The following is a 20,432-nucleotide window of genomic DNA, read 5'->3' on the forward strand; positions in this document are numbered from 1 at the left end:
CAACCGCAATGCATTTCCGCAAAGCGGAACCAACCATCTCGACGGCGCAGCTTTCTGCGCCGTATTTATTTGAAGAAGTCGCCGTGATAACGGGATTGTTTCAATATCTTATTCAGGGAATGGATATCCTCTACATCAATGCCTATCAGGGCTTGCAGGGCTTTGGTTTTATTTTTTGTATGGAGATAGTAACTCTTACTGATGGCATACCCCACGAAATAGCCCAGGTCGGCCTGTTCTCCTTTTTTCCCGTTGTTATACAACCAGTTAGAAACATCATTGCCGGCCATCTCCTGCTGAAACTGCTGCCAAACGGCCGCCTCATGTAACTTACCGTAATGGATATACGGCGTTTCCAATTCTTTCTCCAGCAGCAGCTCTGCTACAAAGTCACAGATACCTTCTGCAAGGCAATATCCCAGCAGGTTGGTATGCCAGCCACCTTCCTTATCGACCCCTTTTTGCTGAGTATGCGTAATTTCATGTGCCACCAGGTGTGCTATACCTCTGTTATTGCGGAAATAGTTGCGTAGCATTGGCTGCATGCCTTCGCTGTTGATGGTACTGTCGGCCGCTGCAATTTCAGTTCCGATGAGTAATTCTTTTTGGGTGGTAGTGCCGCCTGTTCCCAGGTAACCGATGGTGAAGTAGACATCGGGGCGGTGCCAGGAAGGATAAATCTTTTCGTAGCGATCCAGAATGGCATATACTTCTGGCAGTTGCTGCTGCACTGCCAGCGTTTTTTCGCGGATATGCTGCCAGAACAGGGGATACTTCCTGAAGCTTTTTACGAAACCGGCGGCAGTCATTTCCCGCATAGTCGCAAACTGATGTAAACCGGGAGATCCTTTTGACAGATATTCCGTTTCAACCAGTTTTACCCTTGCAGCACTATCCGTGATTTGTTGCAAATGATCATACATCTGCCAGAACAGGGGGATATCACTGGTTACCACGTTGTATTTAAGCTGGGCTGTTACGCTGGCATTCCCGGCTAAAAGCAGAACAATAACAAACAAAATCTTTCTCATAAGGGAGGTGGTCATCTACTTGGCCATGATAAAGATAATAATTAATATCTCCTTTATAAACCATTTCTCCGGATATCCATTACAATACCATTGGATACTTTCTCCGGGAGATCCGTACGCAGGTAGGTCCAGTTTGGAATGGTACTATAATTACGCTCGTCCTTTTTATCAATTTTTCGTATATGCTGCCGGTAAATGGCCGGTGCCAGGTAAAAATGAGCCTTTCCTTCCTCATCCAGTTTCAACAGGCGCAGGAAAAAATACATGGGGGTGCCATTGGAAAACGCCTTCATTTTATACACATCGCCCTCCCTGGGGTTGGTGGCGTAATGTTGTATGCGGTTGCTGGTGGCTTTGTCGGACAGGTAAGCGTAGAGCGCCATCCAGAAAAACGGCAGAGCTCCGGCATACAATAGTATAGGCGTTCCCGTTTGCAGGAATTTTTCCCGAAGGGCGGGTACGCGCTGCCCGCTGTCGCAGGCGGTACAGTAAATCGTCACCATTTTTTTACCTGTGGGATAGAGGGGAACACTCAGGAAATGATGGTAATCCCGCATTACCCGTACCTGCAGCTGACTGGCACGGCACTCCGGGCATACCGTATCGGCAACGTGGACATGCTTTATCAAGGCTATTCGCTTGCCAAAAATGGAGGGCATAGGTGTATAGGCTTATGTTATACACAATAGTAATAAAATTCGGAGGAAAATCCACAAGTACCCCGATTAGCTGCCGGGCCTATGGGCCGGCAGCTAATCGGGGTTTAATCCCTCGCCGGAGGCGACGGATTAAACCCCGAAACAAAGGCATACAGGAAGCAATCGCTTAGGAGGTTTTGCCAAAGCGCCGCTCCTGGATAGCATCATAGATTTTCACATAATCCGGATGCTCAGTTCCCATCACGCGGTCCCATATACGAAAATACAGGCTGTAGTTCCCTTTAAACTTTGCATGATGGAGGTTATGGTAAGTAGAAGAATTCAGTATCTCAAATAAAAATGATTTCCTGAAACCCTTAGGCATAATTTCATATCCCAAATGACCGTAAACATTGATAATCAAGGCCGCTATGTTAAACAGCGCCAGCGACAACGGATGCATCGGCATTACAAATACCAGCACCAGCACTACCCCTCCTTCTGCCACGGCCTCCAGGGCATGAAAGGAGTAAGCCGTCCATGGGGAGGGATTGGTGGACTTATGATGCAGCAGGTGCGTCAGGTTAAAGAGCTTCGGATGGTGCAGCGTGCGGTGCATCCAGTAGAAGTAGGTATCATGAATCACGAGCGCCAGTCCCACACTAACCGGTATCCACCATATCGGGTAGTCGTTCAGGTTAGTATAGATAAAAGTATGCGGTTTTACCCAGGGGGTAAACGCCAGGATGGCCATCCCCGCCAGGATGAAAGTGCTCATGGAAGAATGTAATATCTCCCTGAAAAAATCCTTTTTTTGAGCAAATTTGGTGGGCTGGATTTTGTTTTTGGTGACTTTATGGGTCAGCAGTTTATAGAACAGGTAGAACATTATGCCGGCGATAACGAAGTAACGCAGCAGGTTAAACGCTGTTTCTGTAAATACGTGTTTAAAAAAATCGTTCATGCGTCTGAGTTATTAATAGCCTGGGTTTTGTAAGATATTAGGGCTTCTCATGAGTTCAGCCCGTGGAATGGGCATTAGTAAAGTATGGGCACTCCAGGGTTGTTTATCAGGAATAGCACTCAACACTGTTGCCGCTTTACCGGTACGCTTGAGGTCCAGCCAGCGGTGTCCCCACTCCCCTACAAACTCAATCCTGTTTTCCCTGGCAATAGCAGCCAGCAGTTGCTCCCCGGAAACATCGGCCAGATCAGGCAATCCGGCTCTCTTACGAACCACATTAATGTCCGACAGGGCTTCGGCACTGGCACCTAAATGGGCTTTCGCTTCGGCACGTATCAGGTAAGCTTCTGATAAACGGAGCACCATATTGCTCATATCACCCGGCGCTTCCGTGTCGTTGATGTCAATCCCATTATATTTTGCAATGTACCTGATCGGTACACCAAAATAAGGAGCCGTGGCAGGCGTTAGTACCCTGTCAGTCCAGTATTTTACCCGCAGGTCACCCGCTTCAAAGCTTTGAAAGGTTTCTTCCCGCATGGCATATTTGGGTAACAACATTCCCATAGTCTGGTACAATTCGAAAGTAGCAGAATCCGTCATGGCCAATTCCATCTCCGGCATTTTTGAGAATCTGGCAGGGGGAGCCAACGCTCCTGCCTCATTCTGATACCTGGGCGTAATGGCTGCATTTCGTTCCAGTTCCCATAAAGACTCGGTGTTATTAGCGCTGAACGTAACATCCGGAGCTGTTAGCGTATAGGCATGGCTGTTAATAACCACTCCTGCCTGTTCCGCAGCCTCCTGCCAACGTTCGCGGAAGAGGTAGGCCCTTGCCAGGAGGGCGGCAGCGGCATATTTGTTGGGCAGTAATTTTCTGCCTCCGGAAAAACCATATCCTTCGGATAACAGGAGTTGCGCATCTTTCAGGTCGGCGATGATCTGATCATATACTTTTTCCACCGGTGCCCGCTTTGCAGCCATATTGACATTAATGTCCGTGGTGGTCATCAATGGTACATCACCAAAAACATTGACCAGGTAGAAATACACAAATGCCCTGGCAAACTTTGCCTGTCCTTCCGCGATCCTTTTAATAGAATCAGTGACTTTTCCTGCATCACCGGCATTTTTCAATCCTTCTACTACCCCATTGGCATTATAGATGATATGGAATGGCTGGTTCCATAGCGCAATGTTATTGGCATTATCCGACAAAATATTTCCGGTATAATAACTGAGGTCATCCTGCATCAACAATGCTCCTCCCATGGGTGAAGCCTCATCACCAAGGATGGCACCAAGGCAGGCCATTGCACCGCAAGTCAGGGTAACATCATTCTCATTGATCATGGGTGTATAAATACCGGAAACAGCCGATTTAATTTTTGTGTCGCTGTTAAATACGATCTCCGCATTCACGGTATTGGCAGGAGGTGCGACGTCTATCAATGAGCAGGATCCCAGGGCTATCAGCACAGTAGCTGACAACAGCTCCAAAGCGCGCTTAGTTATATGGAGGTTGATATTAAGCATAGTAATTAGTGGTTTAAAGAGTGCATTTGATACCAAAAACAACTGTACGTGTAAGTGGGCTGTAGTAGTTGGCGTATTCGGGATCAAGCCCTTTGTAATTGGTGATCTTAAAAAGGTTATTACCGCTGATATCAAAACTGAGATGTTGTACGTGCATGCTTCTACATATCTCATCCTTCAGGTTATAGCTGAGGTAAATGGATTGCATTTTCAGCATATTAATCAGTTTCATTCCAGCGTCAGAATCTACGTAATAAGAAATCTCGTCAGATATTCTGGTGGTCGGCCTCGCTCCTTTGGAAACATCTCCTACTCCCTTCCACCGGTCATTAAACAGATCATAAGAGGTATTGGCCATATTACCGATCCTGGATACTCCTTCTGCAGAGCGGGCATAAAATCTTTTGAAATCAAAATTGCCACCAATACTCCAGCCTTTCAACTGAAAACTGGTATTAAAACCTCCATAAAACTTAGGTAATGTGGAACGCACAATCCGCCTGTCATCAGCCCCTGGCGTACCTGCACTGTAAGTGACTGTTGTTTTCCCATCTTTATTAAAATCCTCATATTTCGGAAGACCTGTTGCAGGATCAACACCAAGGAAATGCAGCAGGTAGGTATCATCGAGGGAGCCACCCACTAAATAAGACGACTTATAATTTGAGTTTTCAATATCCGGGTAGGACAGTAAAACATTCCTGGTAAAGCTGGTATTAAAGCTGATATTCCAGGATAAATCCTTCCGACGTACGGGAGTCAGTGATAATGCAATCTCTGTACCCCGGTTCATTACATTTGCCGGCAGGTTAGTCACCACCGATGTAAATCCAGTATAAGCGCCTGTAGCATATATCAGCAATTGGTCGCCACAGGTATTCCTGTACCAGTTAATATTCAGACTGGCCCTGGAATCAAAAAATGCAGATTCAAAAGCGATGTCAAGTGATTTCTTAGCGGGCCAGTGGAACTGTGAATTTGCCTGCCATTGCGCCATTAGCTGAGGTACATCCTGATAGCCGTAGGACTTGCTGCCATTAGAGGTAGCCCCCCATTGCGACAAATACTGATATTCACCAATTGCATCACTGCCGGTAATACCATAGCTACTCCGGAGCTTCAGCATCGTAACTGCCTTCGGCAATGCTTTGGCCAGCCATGGTTCATCCGAAAAAATCCATGCTGCTCCCACAGCTCCGAAATTCCCATACCGGTGATCAGGACCGAATCGACTGCTTCCATCTCTTCTGGCACTCAGATTTATGGAATAGCGATTGGCATAGATGTAGTTAATTCTGGCAAATGCCCCTATATACTTATATTCAGCGGAACGATCATCTCCAGTCACCGTTGGGGCGTTTGTGATAGAACTCATCAGGTCCGCATCTTTGTAGTTAAGACCTTTTAGAACATTCGAGGCTGTTTTTACAGTATTGAATGTTCCTCCTGCCACCACACTCAGGGTACCCTGGCCAACCACCCGATCATAATTTAACAGGGGTTCCACATTTAAAACCTGGTTATTAGTTTGCCCCCATGACGAAATCCCTAAAGAATTAGTAATATTCACATAGCCAAGGTTTTCAGCCGGAGGAGTGATACCCCGGCTGTTTGAGGTATTCTTTTGCAGACCTGCATTGGCACTTAGTAACAACCCCTTAGCCAGCTGGTAACTTACCTGGAAACCGGCATTCACGTTAAACCCTTTGTTGGAAGCATGCACATTGAGGTCTTCAAAGGGGTAAGCTTTTGTGATATTTGCTCCATATGCCGCATAGTATTCTTCCCGGTTAAAACTGCCATCCGCTTTCAGCATAGGCGGTGCATTGGGCGCCAGCAAACTTGCATTAGGCAGATTAACCTGATCTACATCGGTTACCCCAATGCTTATGTTGGTATTAAAATGGAGCTTTTGGTTAAATGCGCTTGTATTCAGGTTCAGGCGAATATTACCCGATTTGTTACCACCGGAATAATTATCTATGGCCTTTTGCTTTACATAGTTTGCACTCAGCCGGTAACGTGTGTCTGCCGCGCCGCCATTTAACGACACCGCTGCTGTTGTTCTTGTACCAACATGCCCAAATATCTCCTTATTCCAGTCAGTATAACGGGTAGTATCCCATACCATCAAATCAGGTGCGTAATTAGGGCTGCTGGGATTAGCGGACGGTACAAGTCCGTCATTTTTGAATGCTTCCCTTCTTAGTTGCAGGTAGTCAGTTGTATTCAGTAGTTTGGGATACCTGGTTACGATGGTTAGTCCTTCTGAGACATTAACATCTACCGAAGGCACACCGGAGGTACCTCTTTTTGTGTTAATGATGATCACGCCATTGGCCCCCCTGCTGCCATAGATAGCGGTAGCATCTGCATCTTTCAAAACATCTATGGAAGCAATATCCCGTGGATTAATACCAAACAAAGGGCTGGTGGATATGCCCGTTTGCGCCTGGTTGAGGCCTTGTGATATATAGGCCATCTTTGTATCGCCATTAGCACCTCCATATAAATCAAGTACGGAAGAAGGTATACCATCTATAATGATCATTGGGGCGGATGCAAAATTCTGGTTGATGTTATTTCTCCCCCTGATTTCTATGCGTATGGGAGCTGCCTCATTGCCGGAGGTAGGCGATACCACCATACCCGGTACCCGTCCGGCCAGGGCGGCCAGTGGATTTGAAACTGGCTGGTTTTCTATTTCCTTGCCGGAAATGGAAGTAATACTACCTGTATTTAACCGCTTATTGGTAGTACTATAGGCTTGCACCACCACTTTATCCAATTCATTATCCGCCGGTTTCAGCACAAAATAATAACTACGCCGGGACATATCCAGCAGGTTCAGCTTTTGGGTGGTATAACCTACATAAGATACCTGTATCTCCTCCCCAATCATAACTCCTTTCAGCGTAAACTCCCCCTTTTGATTCGTCAGTGCTACTTTTTTGGTGTATGCGGAACGTACCGTTGCATTAGGCAAACCTGTAGTAGCATCCGTTCCTATAACCGTTCCGGTAATATTAATGGAATCACGGTTTTCTTTTAGTACCGTTTTAGATTTGGTATTTACTGTATTAACAGCCACTACTTTATTGACCACCTTATACCCGAATGGAGTTCCTTCAAACACCTTACTGATAGCAGTTTTCACGTCTTCATTTTCCAAACGGATACTTACCTGGCACTCATTCTTTTTTAAGTTACTGGGATACACAAAGTTGTACCCGGTCTGCTTTTCAATTTCCTTGCAGGCCGTTTCAAGCGGTACATTTTTTAGATCAAGATTTACGATTTGAGCATAGGTGGTAAAACACGACAGGAGCAAATTCAACAGCACTATACCACATACCCTTACGCATACACGGCGTGTGCCTTGTTGCAGACATATTGGTTTCATGTGATTAGATTTTGGTTTCAATCTGGTTGATAGCAATAAAGGATTTATTATAATTTCATAGCGGTTTCCGCAGCGGGATTGCTGCGGAAACGCTGGATGGTTGATTTATTCAGCTAACATCTCACTAAATTTTAATAACCCGGATTAGGCGCCAGCTTGGGATTAGAGGTAATCTCAGACATAGGCACCGGCATAAGTAATGTGTGATCCGACCATGGCTGCTTATAAGGCAATGCACTTAACACAGCTGTAGCTTTATGCGTCCGCTTTAGGTCAAACCAGCGATGCGCCCATTCTCCGAAGAGTTCTACCTGGCGCTCCTTAAGTATGGCATTCAGCAAATCCTGTTTTGTAGCAGCTGTTGTATTGGATAACCCGGCACGCGATCTGATAACATCCAGGTCTGCCGCTGCTTCCGCCACTTTTCCTTCCTGCGCTAGCGCTTCTGCGCGGATCAGGTACACTTCCGCCAAACGTAATACCATCAGATTCAAATTTCCAGGAGTACCGGTAACTGCATCCGAAATCATGTATTTATACGCATACCAAACAGGCACTTTATTATATGGCTCTTCCACGGGTGTAAGCGTTCTGTTCGTCCAGTACAACTTCCGTTCATCTCCCGGTTCAAAAGCATTCACCATGGCAGTACTTAGTTTCAGTTGTGGTAAAACAAGTTGCATAACATCAGGCCAGATGGACATATCAGTATACATTTCTTCCATGTCTGGTTGTAAAGCCAGTATAGCAGCGGGGGTAACGTAACGGGTTTCCGGCAACTGGTCCATGTAAACAGTAGCGCCCTGTAACTGCCATAAGGCTTCATTACTGTTGGCTTCAAATGTTTTATTCGGTGTGGTAAGAGCGTAGTTGCCGCTATTAATCACCACATCAGCCATAGCACGGGCATCAGCCCATTTTTCCTGGTATAAATACACTCTTGCCAGCAGGGCTGCGGCAGCGTACTTATTGGGTTGCGCTTTATTATTACCGGTAGCCTTGTAGTTATCCGGCAGCAATGCTACCGCCTCTTTAAGATCGGCTTCCATTTGCTGGTAAATGTTTGCTACCGGGCTTCTGCCCAGGCTCATATTTTTATTCACATCCGTAATGGTTACCAACGGCACATCACCAAAACAGTTCACCAGATTGAAGTAGGAAAAGGCGCGCAACATTTTTGCCTCACCAGTCAGCCTTTTGCGGGTACTGTCGCTGATAGTACTGCTGGATGCCAGCCCCTCCAACACGGAATTAACTGTATATATCACCCGGTAAGGCTTTATCCAATATAGCGCCGACAACCCATCTTCTTTTAGCATTTTGGATGTATAGTAAGGATACATGTCCGCGAGCTGGGTACCGAATGTCAGTTCCATTTCGTCGCTGAGTAAGCCGCCGGCTACAGTTAGTCCCCCATTTAATGCTCCAATGTTAGTTCGGTCTTCTGTGAACATCAGTGCATAAGCAGCATTTAAGGCATCTTTTGCCTTTTGGTCTGTAGCAAAAACAATTTCAGTACCTACCGTATTGATAGGCGCATCGATCTCGATTAATTTTTTGCATCCCGACAGGCAGATGCCTAAACACAATGCATAAATTGGTTTTATATTAAAGTTCATTATAGCTGCTTTAGTCATTAAAAGTCGCATCTCACACCAAAATTTATTTTCCTCATAGCCGGCTGGGTATTGGGTACTTCAGGATCCAGGCCTTTAAAGTTGGTCAGCATAAAGAGGTTATCTGTGGTAATGTCGAAATACACACCACGCATCTTTGTTCTTTTCAGAATAGTTTCCGGCACACTATAAGTAAGCGTTGCACTTTGCACCCGCAGCAAATTTATGAGCATGTAGCTACCATCTGAAGTGGTGGCCTTGTTTACCTCCTGCTCGCTAACGATATGAGGTCGTGGGCCGGCAGAATGATCTCCGGGACCTTTCCATCTTGCATTAAACTGGTCATAGGTTACGTTCGCCATGGTACCAATTTGTGTCACCAGAGATGCGGAGTTACCATAGTACCTTTTATAGGAGAGATTGGTGGACAGCGACAAGTATTTGTACCGCAAACTGGTTTGAATACCTCCATAAAATTTAGGTTGTGTATTCATTCTGATCCTATTATCTGCTGCTCCAGGAGGCAGATTACTATTGGTTTCGATCACACCGTCCTTATCATAGTCTACCAGCATAGGGATACCGGTAGCAGGATCAATACCTGTGAAATGATATACATAAATATCATCCAGTGACCCGCCGACCACGTATCTGGTATAGTATGAAGATTCCTTTATGTTTGGATAGGACAGCAACACGTTCTTCACGAAGCTGGAGTTAGCGGATAAGTACCAGGTAAAACCATTCCTGTTAATGATGTTTCCGGATAAGCTCAGCTCCACCCCTTTATTCATCACGTTGGCAGGCAGGTTAGTTACCACGTTATTCATGCCGGTGATATAGGCAGTAGTATATGAGAGCAGCTGATCGTCGCAGGTATTGCGATAATAATTCACATCCAGACTAACCTTATCATCAAAGAAAGTGGTGTTTAAGGCAAGATCCAGTGATTTTTTGGTAGGCCAGTGAAACTGGTTGTTGGCCTGCCATTGCAGCAACAGTGGATTGCCACCATTGTAGCCATTCAGCTTGGAGCCCTCGCTGGTACCTCCCCATTGTGCGAGGTATTGATATTCCCCTACCTGATCGCTGCCGGTGGTACCATAGCTGGCACGTAGTTTCACCATGCTTATCATTTTTGGCAATATGGGCTGCATCCATTTTTCCTCTGACAGTATCCAGGCTGCACCTACAGAGGAAAAGGTTCCAAACTGCTTACCTGGTCCAAAGCGGCTGCTGCCATCTCTCCTGCCAGTTAAATTGAAAATGTATTTGCTGGCCAGGTTATAATTGACAGATCCGAATATACCCGCATACTTGTACTCTGCCGCACGTTCCACCGCTTCCACAAATGGCGCATTGGATATACTGTTCATCAGTTCGGCACTGGTAAACTTAGAGCCTGTAAAGGTATAAGCCCTGGTGTTGGTAGCCTGGTAGGTGCCACCCGCCATTACTGTTACCTCGCCCTGTCCGAGCAGGAAAGTATAGTTCATTTGCGGTTCTACAATGAGGCTGTTATTCTGGGTTTTACCCAGTATCATCGTCCCGAACTTATAACTTTCGGTTGGAGCAGCAAAGATCTGTTCAAACGGAGGTGACTTACTTTCTGCATTCAGCGAGTTTAACTGATAACCCACATTTGCTCTGAATGTCAGCCCCTTGATGATATTGTATGTCAGGTTCATTCCTGTACGCAGATTCAGTCCTTTCTGCTCCTGTGTTCTGCGTAATTGGGCAAAAGTGAGATCAGACATACCTGTTCCTTTTGTATCCTGTCCGTAGCTGGCCCATTCAGCATAATTATACTGGCCATCTGCTGTAAACATGGCGGGCGCATTAGGTGCCAATGATATCATGGAAGAAGGCATAAAATTCTGGTCATTGGCGGTAAATCCCAGGCTGGTGTTCAGTCCAATCAGCAATTTCTGCCCCAAACTGGTATTGTTCAGTGACAGATTAATACCTCCATTTTGTGTACCTCCGTGCTGGCTAAGTATCCCTTTTTCGCTGGTGTAATTAGCGGAAACATTATAACTGGTTCCACTGGAGCCTCCATTCATACCAATGCCCACCGCAGTACGCTTTCCAACACCACCAAATAAGAATCGCTGCCAGTCCGTGTTCCGGGTACTATCCCATATCATCAGATCTGGTGCAAAGCCTGGTCCGGGCGTAGCGGTTGGTGTAATGCCGGCATTTTTAAAGGCCTCCCTTCTCATCTGGAGATAATCAGTGGTATTGAGCAGCTTTTGGTATCTTCTCACCATAGTAAGTCCTTCAGAGAAATTCAAATTGAATCGGGTTGGACCTGCAGTACCTTTTTTTGTAGAGATAATAATTACTCCATTCGCCCCTCTGCTGCCATAGATAGCGGTGGCATCCGCATCTTTCAACACTTCAATGGAAGCAATATTCCTCGGGTCAATACCAAAAAAAGGACTCATTCCTATGGGGCTGGTTTGATCAAGCCCCTGGGAAAGTTGAGAAACCCTGCCGTAGTCTTCTATGCTGCTTCTTCCTGATACATCCAATACACTCATTGGAATGCCATCAATAATTACCAGTGGCTCGGAAGAAAAGGTAGGGTTGATGGTATTCCTTCCCCTGATTTGCATCCGGACAGGTGCGGAAGCGAAGCCGCTGGTTTGAGTTACTATCAGTCCGGGCACGCGGCCTTCGAGCGCCTGCATAGGGTTGGATACCGGCAGATTTTCAATTTCTTTTCCTGATACCGTGGTGATACTGCCGGTATTGAAACGCTGAGTGGTAGTACCGTAGGCCTTTACCACTACCTTGTCCAGCTGATTTTCGGAAGGTTTCATGAATAATACATACTCCCGTTTATTCACATCAATCAGCTGCATTTTTGCAGCAGTGTACCCTACAAACGATATAATAATTTCTTCCCCTAATTTTACCCCTTTCAGCGTAAAATAACCCTTTTCATCTGTGAGCGTCTGTTTCTTTGTAAAAGTACTGCGTACAGATGCATTGGGCATGCCCACCGCATTTTCAGCATACACACGGCCGGTAATATTGATTGTATCCACCGGCCCTGTTGCAGCCTCCCTTCTGGCAGCAGTATTTATCGACACTACTTTATTAATCACCTTGTACTCAAACGGAGATCCTTCAAATACTTTTTCTATGGCCGATTTTACATCCGAATTTTTCAGGTCTACATTTACCTGGTAGTTTTTATCCTTTAACTCTTTCGGGTATACGAAATTATACCCCGTTTGTTTTTCTATCTCCTTACAGGCCTTCTCAATCGGCGTGTTTTTTAGGGAGAGATTAACGGTTTGCGCGGACAGTCCCTGCGCAAATACTACGAAAGCTGCCAGTAAGAGCATACGGCAGCTCAACTTCCCATTGAGAGAAGCCAAACAGGCGTTGACTTGCAACGCCTTCATTTTCTTAAATTTTATCAAGGCAAGCAAAATTTCAAGTAATAGAATAATAGGTAAAAACCCTTCAGCAATAGCAATACATCCTTGAATGCATGCACATAACCGTGCGGAAGCACTGGCATCTTAGTTGGTAAAAATGTTTGTTTTATTCATCTGGTTGAGCGATTTAGATAATGCGATTATGGTCGAACGATCAAGTCTTTTCCTTTCAGTTCAAAATGTACGTATCCTGTTGATTCAAGTATAGTTAAGACATCTGATAAATTCGTATTGCGTGGTATCTTGCCGATAAACTGCTGCGTGATGTTACCTTCGTATTTAACATCAACATCATACCAGCGACTAACCTGTCGCATGATTTCCTGAATGGAGGCATCCTGCAGGTAGAATATTCCTGCTTTCCACGCCAGTACTTCATCCAGGTCGGCATTCACTACTTTAAACTGGCCATTGGCAGCTGCCTGTGCCTGTTGGCCCGGTGCCAGTACCACACTATTATCGTTAGTGATGACACGGATTTTACCCGTTTCAAGGGTAGCGCTATGTGCAGGTTCATCCGGGTAGGCTTGTATATTAAAGCTGGTTCCCAATACCTGCACGTTCAATGGTGTTTTTTCCCCTCTTGGTACATTTACATAAAATTGTTTGGATGCATCTGGCGCTACTTCGAAATAAGCCTCGCCGGTGAGTGTTACAGTTCTTTGATTTCCTGTAAATACGGCAGGGTAACGCAGCGAAGAAGCAGCGTTTAACCATACCTGTGTACCGTCTGGCAGCACCAGTTTAAACTGTCCGCCTCGGGGAGTACTAATTTTATTATAGGTAATTTCCTGTGACGCGGCGTTGCCGGCAGCAGTGTAAGCAATCGTTCCGTCGTCCTTCTTCAACACACTGGCATTACCCTGTACGGCCAGCACACCATTGGAGGCGCTGTCCAATACAATCTGGCTACCATCAGCCAGTTCCAGCACCGCCTTATCTCCACCGGGCAACACGTCACTGCTGTAACGCGCTGCCATTGGAGTTTCCAGGGTTTTCTTTTGCTTATGAAGGATTATAATGGCGGAAGAAATAACAACTACAGATGCGATGGCCGCAGCTGCAGCCCATCGCATCCATACCCGCTTTGCGGGAACAATTTTCGCATCAACGTTAACGCCTATACGATTCCATACATCATCCAGTGCAGCCACTTCGTCCACCTGCTGCATCGTTCTTAGCGATGTCTCCAGTACCGGCGAGGTGGTCATATCATCATAGAAAGCACGGTGATCTTCGGACTGCTGGTCCAGCCAGTGCTGCAGCTCCCGCGCATCCGCTTCGCTCAGCGTACCCTGTTCTCTGCCCAACAATAAACCGGCAATTTTTTCCATGATTTCAATTTCCTGCTGATCGGATAACGGTGTTGACAACTTATCTATCTTTTATTTTTTCGATAATATTTTTTCTATCCTGACATTAATATCTGCCAGGTGCGCTTTGGTAATGGCATCGTTGTTACTGCTCATCGCCTGCTTCACCTGTGACTGGATCTTTACCACATCCAGGCGTACCAGGGAAGAAATGTCTGTTTCGGTATCATCCGATGCTGCTGAGCCCAGGATGTTGTTCACCGCATTCAGGTATACCTTCTGCAGGTTGCGGCGATAAGCATCGCCTTTCATATTACCCCAGATACCTTCATGCACCATCGCGATAAATTCCTCCACACTCATGGCGTCCTTACCAAACCGGCGTTCGTTGTTCAGCATGAAGTTGAGTCTTTTAGCTCCATACAGGGAAGCCAATACTTTCTTCTGCATATCCTGTACATAATCCTTGATAGCAGGCTCACCTACCATGCTGGTAACCTTTGGGTCCAGGATCCACTTAGGAGTGGCAAACAGCTGCTTATTGAAGAAGTCAACCGCATCAATTTGCAATTGCCTTGGCACCGGCGCATAGGCTGCGCGGCTATCCCCCTCAGGGCGTGCGGTATAGTTGGTAGTACCAACATAGCGGATCACATGGTTCATGTAACGCTCGTACTGGCCTTTTACTTCCTTGTAAATTTCATCCAGCGTTTTGTTTAAGCCGGCTTCTTCGCGGGTCCACTCCGGCAGGTTGGCTACTACCCTTTTCAGGTTTTCGATACCGAGGGCACTGGCTTTGGCGGCGTTATCGCCCAGGTCTTCCGTTTGGCAGCGGGCATCATCCTGGCGTGTTTCCCCATCTCCAAACCAGAGGCGTGGATTTTCATTGAGGCGCTTTGTCACCACTTTATCCAGGATCTCCTTATCTTTTGCTGCTGTTGGTGCATAGATCAGTTTGTAGCCCCATTCGATCGCCCATTGGTCGTACTCTCCGATGCGTGGGAACAACAGCTCCTGTGGAATGTTATCTTCAGGCTGTGCTACGTAGTTGAAACGGGCGTAATCCATGATGCTGGCTGTATGGCCATGCTTTTGCAGGTAAGCAATATTACGCAGACTGTCTACCGGCGTCATGGCGCTGCTGCCGAAGTTATGACGCAGGCCCAGTGTATGGCCTACTTCATGACTGGATACAAAGCGGATCAGCTGTCCCATCAGCTCCTCGTCAAACTTAGGCTTACGAGCCATCGGATCATTAGGCGCGCCCTGAATCATATACCAGTTACGCACCAGGCTCATTACGTTGTGGTACCAGCCAATATGTGTCTGAATAATTTCACCACTGCGCGGATCATGCACATTTGGACCATAGGCGTTGGCTACCGGTGATGGGAAGTAATTGATGAAGGAATAGCGCACATCATCCATGCTCATAGTAGAATCATTCTCCGGCCATTCTTTAGCCATGATGGCGTTCTTAAATCCAGCCTTCTCGAAAGCTACTTGCCAGTCGTTCACACCCTGGATCAGGTATTTACGCCATTGCTTAGGCGTAGCCGGATCAATATAATATACAATTGGTTTTGCAGGTTCTACCAGCTCCCCACTTTTATACTTCTCCACATCTTCCGGCTTTGGTTCCAGTCGCCAGCGAACAATGAAGTCGCGGCGCTCCGCACGCTGCTGGTTATCACCAAACTCCGTCAGGTAATCCGCAAAGTAGCCTACACGAAAATCCGTGAAACGGCGCTGCATAGGCGCTTTAGGCAATAATACAATGGAGGTGGATGATTCCAGGGACACGGGTGCACCCATGGTTTGTGTTTGCGTAGGCTTACTGTTACCATTTTTACGCGTAACGATCTCCAGGTTCTCCGGGTAACTTTCTGAAGATAATACCTCGATATCTTTAAAAGTTTTACCCATTACCACCCTCGACAGATTGCTACCTTCCACAGAGTTGGAGATGGCAGATGCTTCTTTTAAGTACTTACCCAGGTCAATTATATAGCTGGCGGAATCTTTGCCATATGCCTTGATAGGCAGGCTGGCAGCCACCGGCGCGTTGTTGGACTGTACCACTGCTTTGTAAATCACATCGGTGGTGTCTGCATCCGCAATCACGAGGTTCAGCCGCATCTTCAACGTTTCGTTGGGGCCTTTTTCAAAGAACACGGTATTTTCATCCAGGGATTCACCAGCGAAAACACCGGAACCGGCAGGTGATTTCTTCAGGCGGTTTACCACCATGAAATCCCGGCCCAGCAAGCTATCCGGGATTTCCATATACAACGTATCCAGCGAGGCTGTTTTGTATAAAGTAAACATACCCGCCTTTTTGATCAGCGTACTGGTTACCACCTTATCAAATGGCAGTACGCCATTTTTGTTTGGTTTCACCTCCGGTGCAGCAGGCTTGGCTGCCGCCGCTGCCGTAGCAGCTGCTTTCTGCTTCTTTTTATTTCCACCTTTAAACACGGCGCAGGAGGCTACCAGTGTAACTAAAGGAATATATGCATAGCGTTTCATCACAGATCTACTATTAAGGATTTTGGAATGAGTAAATATTGGAGCGACGTTGGATGGAAGAATAGTCCATACTTATTGTGTAACTGCCTGTATTTCCGGAACCGTTTTAATCAGCCGGATATAGTTTTCAGCCCTTATGGCTGCAGCATCGTCCCATATAAGTTGCAATGGAACCTGCCTGTTATCCAGCCGGATGGCATAGTTGGTACTTTTATTACCGGCGTTCGTTGTGCGCAGATCAAGGATGATTCCTTTACGATCTGTTTGCAGCCATCCTTCCAGTAAATTCATGGCTATCGGGCGATACCTTTCAGCCAGGCTAAAGGCAATAGAATCGTAGAAATGGTCCGGTAAGGCAACACTATAGTAGGTAGTAGTAACATCTGTTGGCGACAAATCTACTACACGTGTTTCAAAAGGTAAAGCGTTGTCCCATTCTTTTTTCACGATGCCGGTATCATCCTTAGTTTCCACTCCCGGCATATAGGCGCCGGGCATGGTTTTACGTGGTGGTGCCTTCTTCACCCCATCATCACAACTCACCAGCAGCATCGGCAAAGCCGCTACCAGCAATACTTTTTTCATTTTAAACGGCATAGCGAACAGGTTATACAGTTTGTAATACTGACTAAAACACCCGACGGGTATATTTGAACTAGTCATTACCGGAAATTTTCTTCTCCCTAAATAAGTGTTATAAAAAGCCTCCTGCTAACCAGGCAGGAGGCCTGCTTTCATCAACACTACTAAAGCTTATTTTTCCGTTTATTTTCGAATTGGGTTATTCTCGCATCCAGATCCAGCAGGTGTGCCTTATCCACAGTGGTAGCAGCTTTTGGCGTAGCCTGTTTTATCTGGCGGTGCAGGTTATCTGCTTCTGCGAGCAAAAGGGAAAACACGTCCGACTCCCCTTCTGCATAAGCAGGATTACTCAGGTTATCCAGCAGCGCGCCTACGTAATTCTTTTGCAGATCACGGCGGTAGGGGTCCATTTTGATGGCACCATTATTCAGTTCGCGCCAGGTCATGCTGTGCAGTACTGATAATAATTTATCCACACCTAATGATTTCTTATCAAAACGTTCGTAGTTGGTTTGCTGATAATCCAGGCGCTTGTAATCCAGCAGTGAGTTCATCACGCGTGCCTGCAGGTCGCCAAGGAACTCCTCGCCCACGGGTGCAGGATTTGCCGCCATCGACGTGATCTGCGGATCAATCAGCCAGGAAGGAGTAGTAAATAGTTGTTTATCTAAAAAGTTAAGCGCGTCCAGTTGCTTTTGTAGGGATACAGGTGCTATTACCGGCTGTTTGTCGCCATCTGCGCGCGGCGTATATGTGAGCGTACCCACATATTGCAGGGCATGATTCATATACCTGAAAAACTGACCCTGTACCTGGCGGTACATGTCCGACAGGTCATCATGTAATCCTTCCGGATTATACGTCCATACCGGCAGGTTTTTCATCACACGTTTCAGGTTTTCGATACCATAGGTACCGGCTTTGGCAGCATCATCACCGAGGTCTTCTGTCTGGCATCGCGGGTCGATTTTTTTAACTTCACCGTCTCCAAACCAAAGTCGCGGATTAGCTGCCAGTGCGGCACTCGTCATATCGTGGAATTGTTTATTATCGGCATTCATGTTATTGCCCGTATAAGTGTATCCCCATTTGATGGCCCACTGATCATACTCGCCGATTCGCGGAAACAGCAGTTGCTGCGGGATATGATCCTCCGGTTGTGCCACATAGTTAAAGCGGGCATAATCCATGATGCTGGCTGTATGGCCGTGTGCACGGAGGTAGTTGATGTTACGCAGGCTGTCCACCGGCGTCATGCTGCTACTGCCGAAGTTATGTCGCAGGCCAAGTGTATGCCCTACTTCATGGCTGGATACAAAGCGAATCAGCTGCCCCATCAGTTCATCATCAAATTTGGCGTGGCGTGCCTGCGGGTCGTTAGGCCCTGCCTGCAACATGTACCAGTTTCGCAGCAGTTGCATCACGTTATGATACCAGCCAATATGTGTTTGAATGATCTCACCGCTACGTGGGTCTATAACATTCGGACCGTAGGCATTGGCTACTTCTGAAGGGAAGTAGTTAATGAAGGAGAAGCGCGCATCGTCCAGGTGCATGGTGGTATCCCCTTCCGGCCACTCTTTTGCTACGATGGCATTTTTAAAGCCCGCTTTCTCGAAAGCCACCTGCCAGTCGTTCACACCCATGATCAGGTATTTGCGCCATTTCTTAGGTGTTTTTGGATCTATATAATAAACAATAGGTTTTACCGGTTCTACCAACTCACCTCTTTTATACCTTTCCAAATCGGCCGCTTTAGGCTCCAAGCGCCAGCGGCGGGCAATGGCGAGTCGATCCGCTTTTTGCTGATCCTCTGCAAAGAAATTCTGGTACATAGGAAAATAACCTACACGGCTATCAATAATCCTGCGTACCATTGGTTGTACAGGCAATAATATCAGGGAGGTATTTGATTCGAGAGAATACAGGTTTTTCTCATCTCTGTCCGGGCAGTCTTTGCTCACTGCGAGCTCCAGGTTGAGCGGATAAGATCGTACATCCGTAATTTCAATGTTCTTAATCAGCGGATACACCACTCTTCTTCTCAGGGAATCATTTTTTTCTACCTGGTGCACAAAGCTGGTGGTTTCTTTTACGTAAGCCGAAAAGAGGACTACCGAAGTGCTGGAATCCTTACCGTAGGCCTTAATTGGCAGGGTTGCTACCACCGGACCCAGGTTATTATTTTTTACGTTATTGTAGAAAAGGCTGCCTGCATCGGCGGTACTTTCCATATCTACTTCACGGATGCAGATAGTTTCGTTAGCACCTTTTTCAAAGTGGATAACCCCATTGGCCAGTTCCTCTCCTGCAAATACGTTGATGTTTCCCGGGCTTTTGGTTATCCGGTTCAGCACCAGGATATCGCGTCCCAGGAGGCTGTCAGGTATTTCGAAATAGATGCTGTCCAGGTCGGCGCTGGCATGCACGGTAAACATGCCTGGCTTGGTGATCATGCTTTTAGTGATCACCTCCGCAAAGGATTTCACGCCATGCTTATTTGGCAGGGCAGCCGGTTTGGCGGCGGTAGTTGGAGGGGCGGCAGGCTGTGCTTTCTTCTTGTGATTGTTTTTAAACACGGCACAGGAAGCCATCAGTGCTGCCAGCGAAATATATGTGTAGCGTTTCATGACAGGTTTACTTGTAAATGATGAAGTCTTATTCGAAGCAGTGAAGTGCTTTGTATTTTGCAGGATTCGGGTCATTCACCAGCTGCATATCAGGAACTGATGCGAGCAGTTCCTTGTAGGCATTGGCTCTCCAGGCGGAAGCCTTATCCCAGAGCAGTACCACGGGGATATTCATGCCGCCGGCATTTACGTTGTATTGAGCTCCGTCGGTGGTGGCTTTGCTACTGCGAAGGTCCAGCACAATGCCTTTGCCGGAAGTGGCAGCCCAGCGCTGTAGTAAAGTAGTAACCACCGGGCGGTAGGTACGGGCCATATCAAAGGCAATGGAATCCTTACCGGCATCGGGAATGGCAACGACAGTAAAAGCGTCTGTACTGGCGTTCATGGACCAGTTGACGGTAGTTGTCCGGAAGGGAAATAATTCATTCCCCCCCTCACCGGCAAAATTGCAGATGCCCGGCAAACCAGGAATTTCAGTTTGCGGCATATATAAATGAGGCATTTTTTTCCGGCTCTCCTTTTCCGCAGGCATTTCGGAACAGGCGTACAACACACAAGGCAAAGCCAGTACCATGGCGTATTTCATATAATAATCGAGATTCCTTTTCGGCATAGCTTCGAATTCTTTACTATACCTCAAACACGGTAGGGACTGAATTGAACTAGTCAGCAACAGAAAAAAAATAATTTTTTAACATGGCTATTAAATTTGCAGGGGATTATATAGCTTAGCTCACT

General features: G+C 46.6%; 12 protein-coding genes. All 12 read right to left on the reverse strand.

Features of this window, described 5'->3' with window-relative positions; translation table 11 throughout:
- Window positions 1-65: 65 nt before the first annotated feature.
- The 12 genes from BUB18_RS00530 to BUB18_RS00585 all read right to left on the reverse strand — a co-directional run bounded on the left by BUB18_RS00530 (window position 66) and on the right by BUB18_RS00585 (window position 20,307).
- Window positions 66-1,031 (reverse strand): DUF2268 domain-containing putative Zn-dependent protease, encoded by a 966-nt coding sequence (locus tag BUB18_RS00530; protein WP_178372053.1) that lies wholly within the window; start codon window positions 1,029-1,031, stop codon window positions 66-68.
- A 53-nt stretch (window positions 1,032-1,084) separates the two neighbouring features.
- The gene (locus BUB18_RS00535; protein WP_073076999.1) at window positions 1,085-1,690 is read right to left on the reverse strand and encodes a hypothetical protein; all 606 of its coding nucleotides are present in this window, start codon (window positions 1,688-1,690) and stop codon (window positions 1,085-1,087) included.
- 166 nt (window positions 1,691-1,856) lie between these two features.
- On the reverse strand, window positions 1,857-2,633 hold the full coding sequence (locus BUB18_RS00540) for a sterol desaturase family protein (protein WP_073077001.1): 777 nt from the start codon (window positions 2,631-2,633) through the stop codon (window positions 1,857-1,859).
- Window positions 2,634-2,645: 12 nt separating this feature from the next.
- Complete coding sequence (locus tag BUB18_RS00545) at window positions 2,646-4,169, reverse strand: RagB/SusD family nutrient uptake outer membrane protein (RefSeq protein ID WP_073077002.1); 1,524 nt, start codon at window positions 4,167-4,169, stop codon at window positions 2,646-2,648.
- 13 nt (window positions 4,170-4,182) lie between these two features.
- Window positions 4,183-7,572: a SusC/RagA family TonB-linked outer membrane protein gene (locus tag BUB18_RS00550; RefSeq protein WP_073077004.1), complete on the reverse strand. Its 3,390-nt coding sequence runs from the start codon at window positions 7,570-7,572 to the stop codon at window positions 4,183-4,185.
- A 131-nt stretch (window positions 7,573-7,703) separates the two neighbouring features.
- On the reverse strand, window positions 7,704-9,191 hold the full coding sequence (locus BUB18_RS00555; protein ID WP_178372054.1) for a RagB/SusD family nutrient uptake outer membrane protein: 1,488 nt from the start codon (window positions 9,189-9,191) through the stop codon (window positions 7,704-7,706).
- Between the two features lie 17 nt (window positions 9,192-9,208).
- Window positions 9,209-12,604, reverse strand: a complete 3,396-nt coding sequence (locus BUB18_RS00560) for a SusC/RagA family TonB-linked outer membrane protein (protein WP_073077008.1) — start codon at window positions 12,602-12,604, stop codon at window positions 9,209-9,211.
- A gap of 176 nt (window positions 12,605-12,780) precedes the next feature.
- Entirely contained in the window at window positions 12,781-14,013 is a 1,233-nt protein-coding gene (locus tag BUB18_RS00565; protein ID WP_083549174.1) for a FecR family protein, read from the reverse strand.
- Between the two features lie 12 nt (window positions 14,014-14,025).
- Window positions 14,026-16,482 (reverse strand): zinc-dependent metalloprotease, encoded by a 2,457-nt coding sequence (locus BUB18_RS00570; protein WP_073077009.1) that lies wholly within the window; start codon window positions 16,480-16,482, stop codon window positions 14,026-14,028.
- Between the two features lie 72 nt (window positions 16,483-16,554).
- On the reverse strand, window positions 16,555-17,079 hold the full coding sequence (locus BUB18_RS00575; protein ID WP_073077011.1) for a hypothetical protein: 525 nt from the start codon (window positions 17,077-17,079) through the stop codon (window positions 16,555-16,557).
- A 149-nt stretch (window positions 17,080-17,228) separates the two neighbouring features.
- Window positions 17,229-19,694, reverse strand: a complete 2,466-nt coding sequence (locus tag BUB18_RS00580) for a zinc-dependent metalloprotease (protein ID WP_073077012.1) — start codon at window positions 19,692-19,694, stop codon at window positions 17,229-17,231.
- A 28-nt stretch (window positions 19,695-19,722) separates the two neighbouring features.
- Window positions 19,723-20,307, reverse strand: coding sequence for a hypothetical protein (locus BUB18_RS00585; RefSeq protein ID WP_143159776.1), 585 nt, complete (start codon window positions 20,305-20,307; stop codon window positions 19,723-19,725).
- Window positions 20,308-20,432 lie beyond the last annotated feature (125 nt).

Source organism: Chitinophaga jiangningensis (assembly GCF_900142605.1).
Lineage (GTDB): Bacteria > Bacteroidota > Bacteroidia > Chitinophagales > Chitinophagaceae > Chitinophaga > Chitinophaga jiangningensis.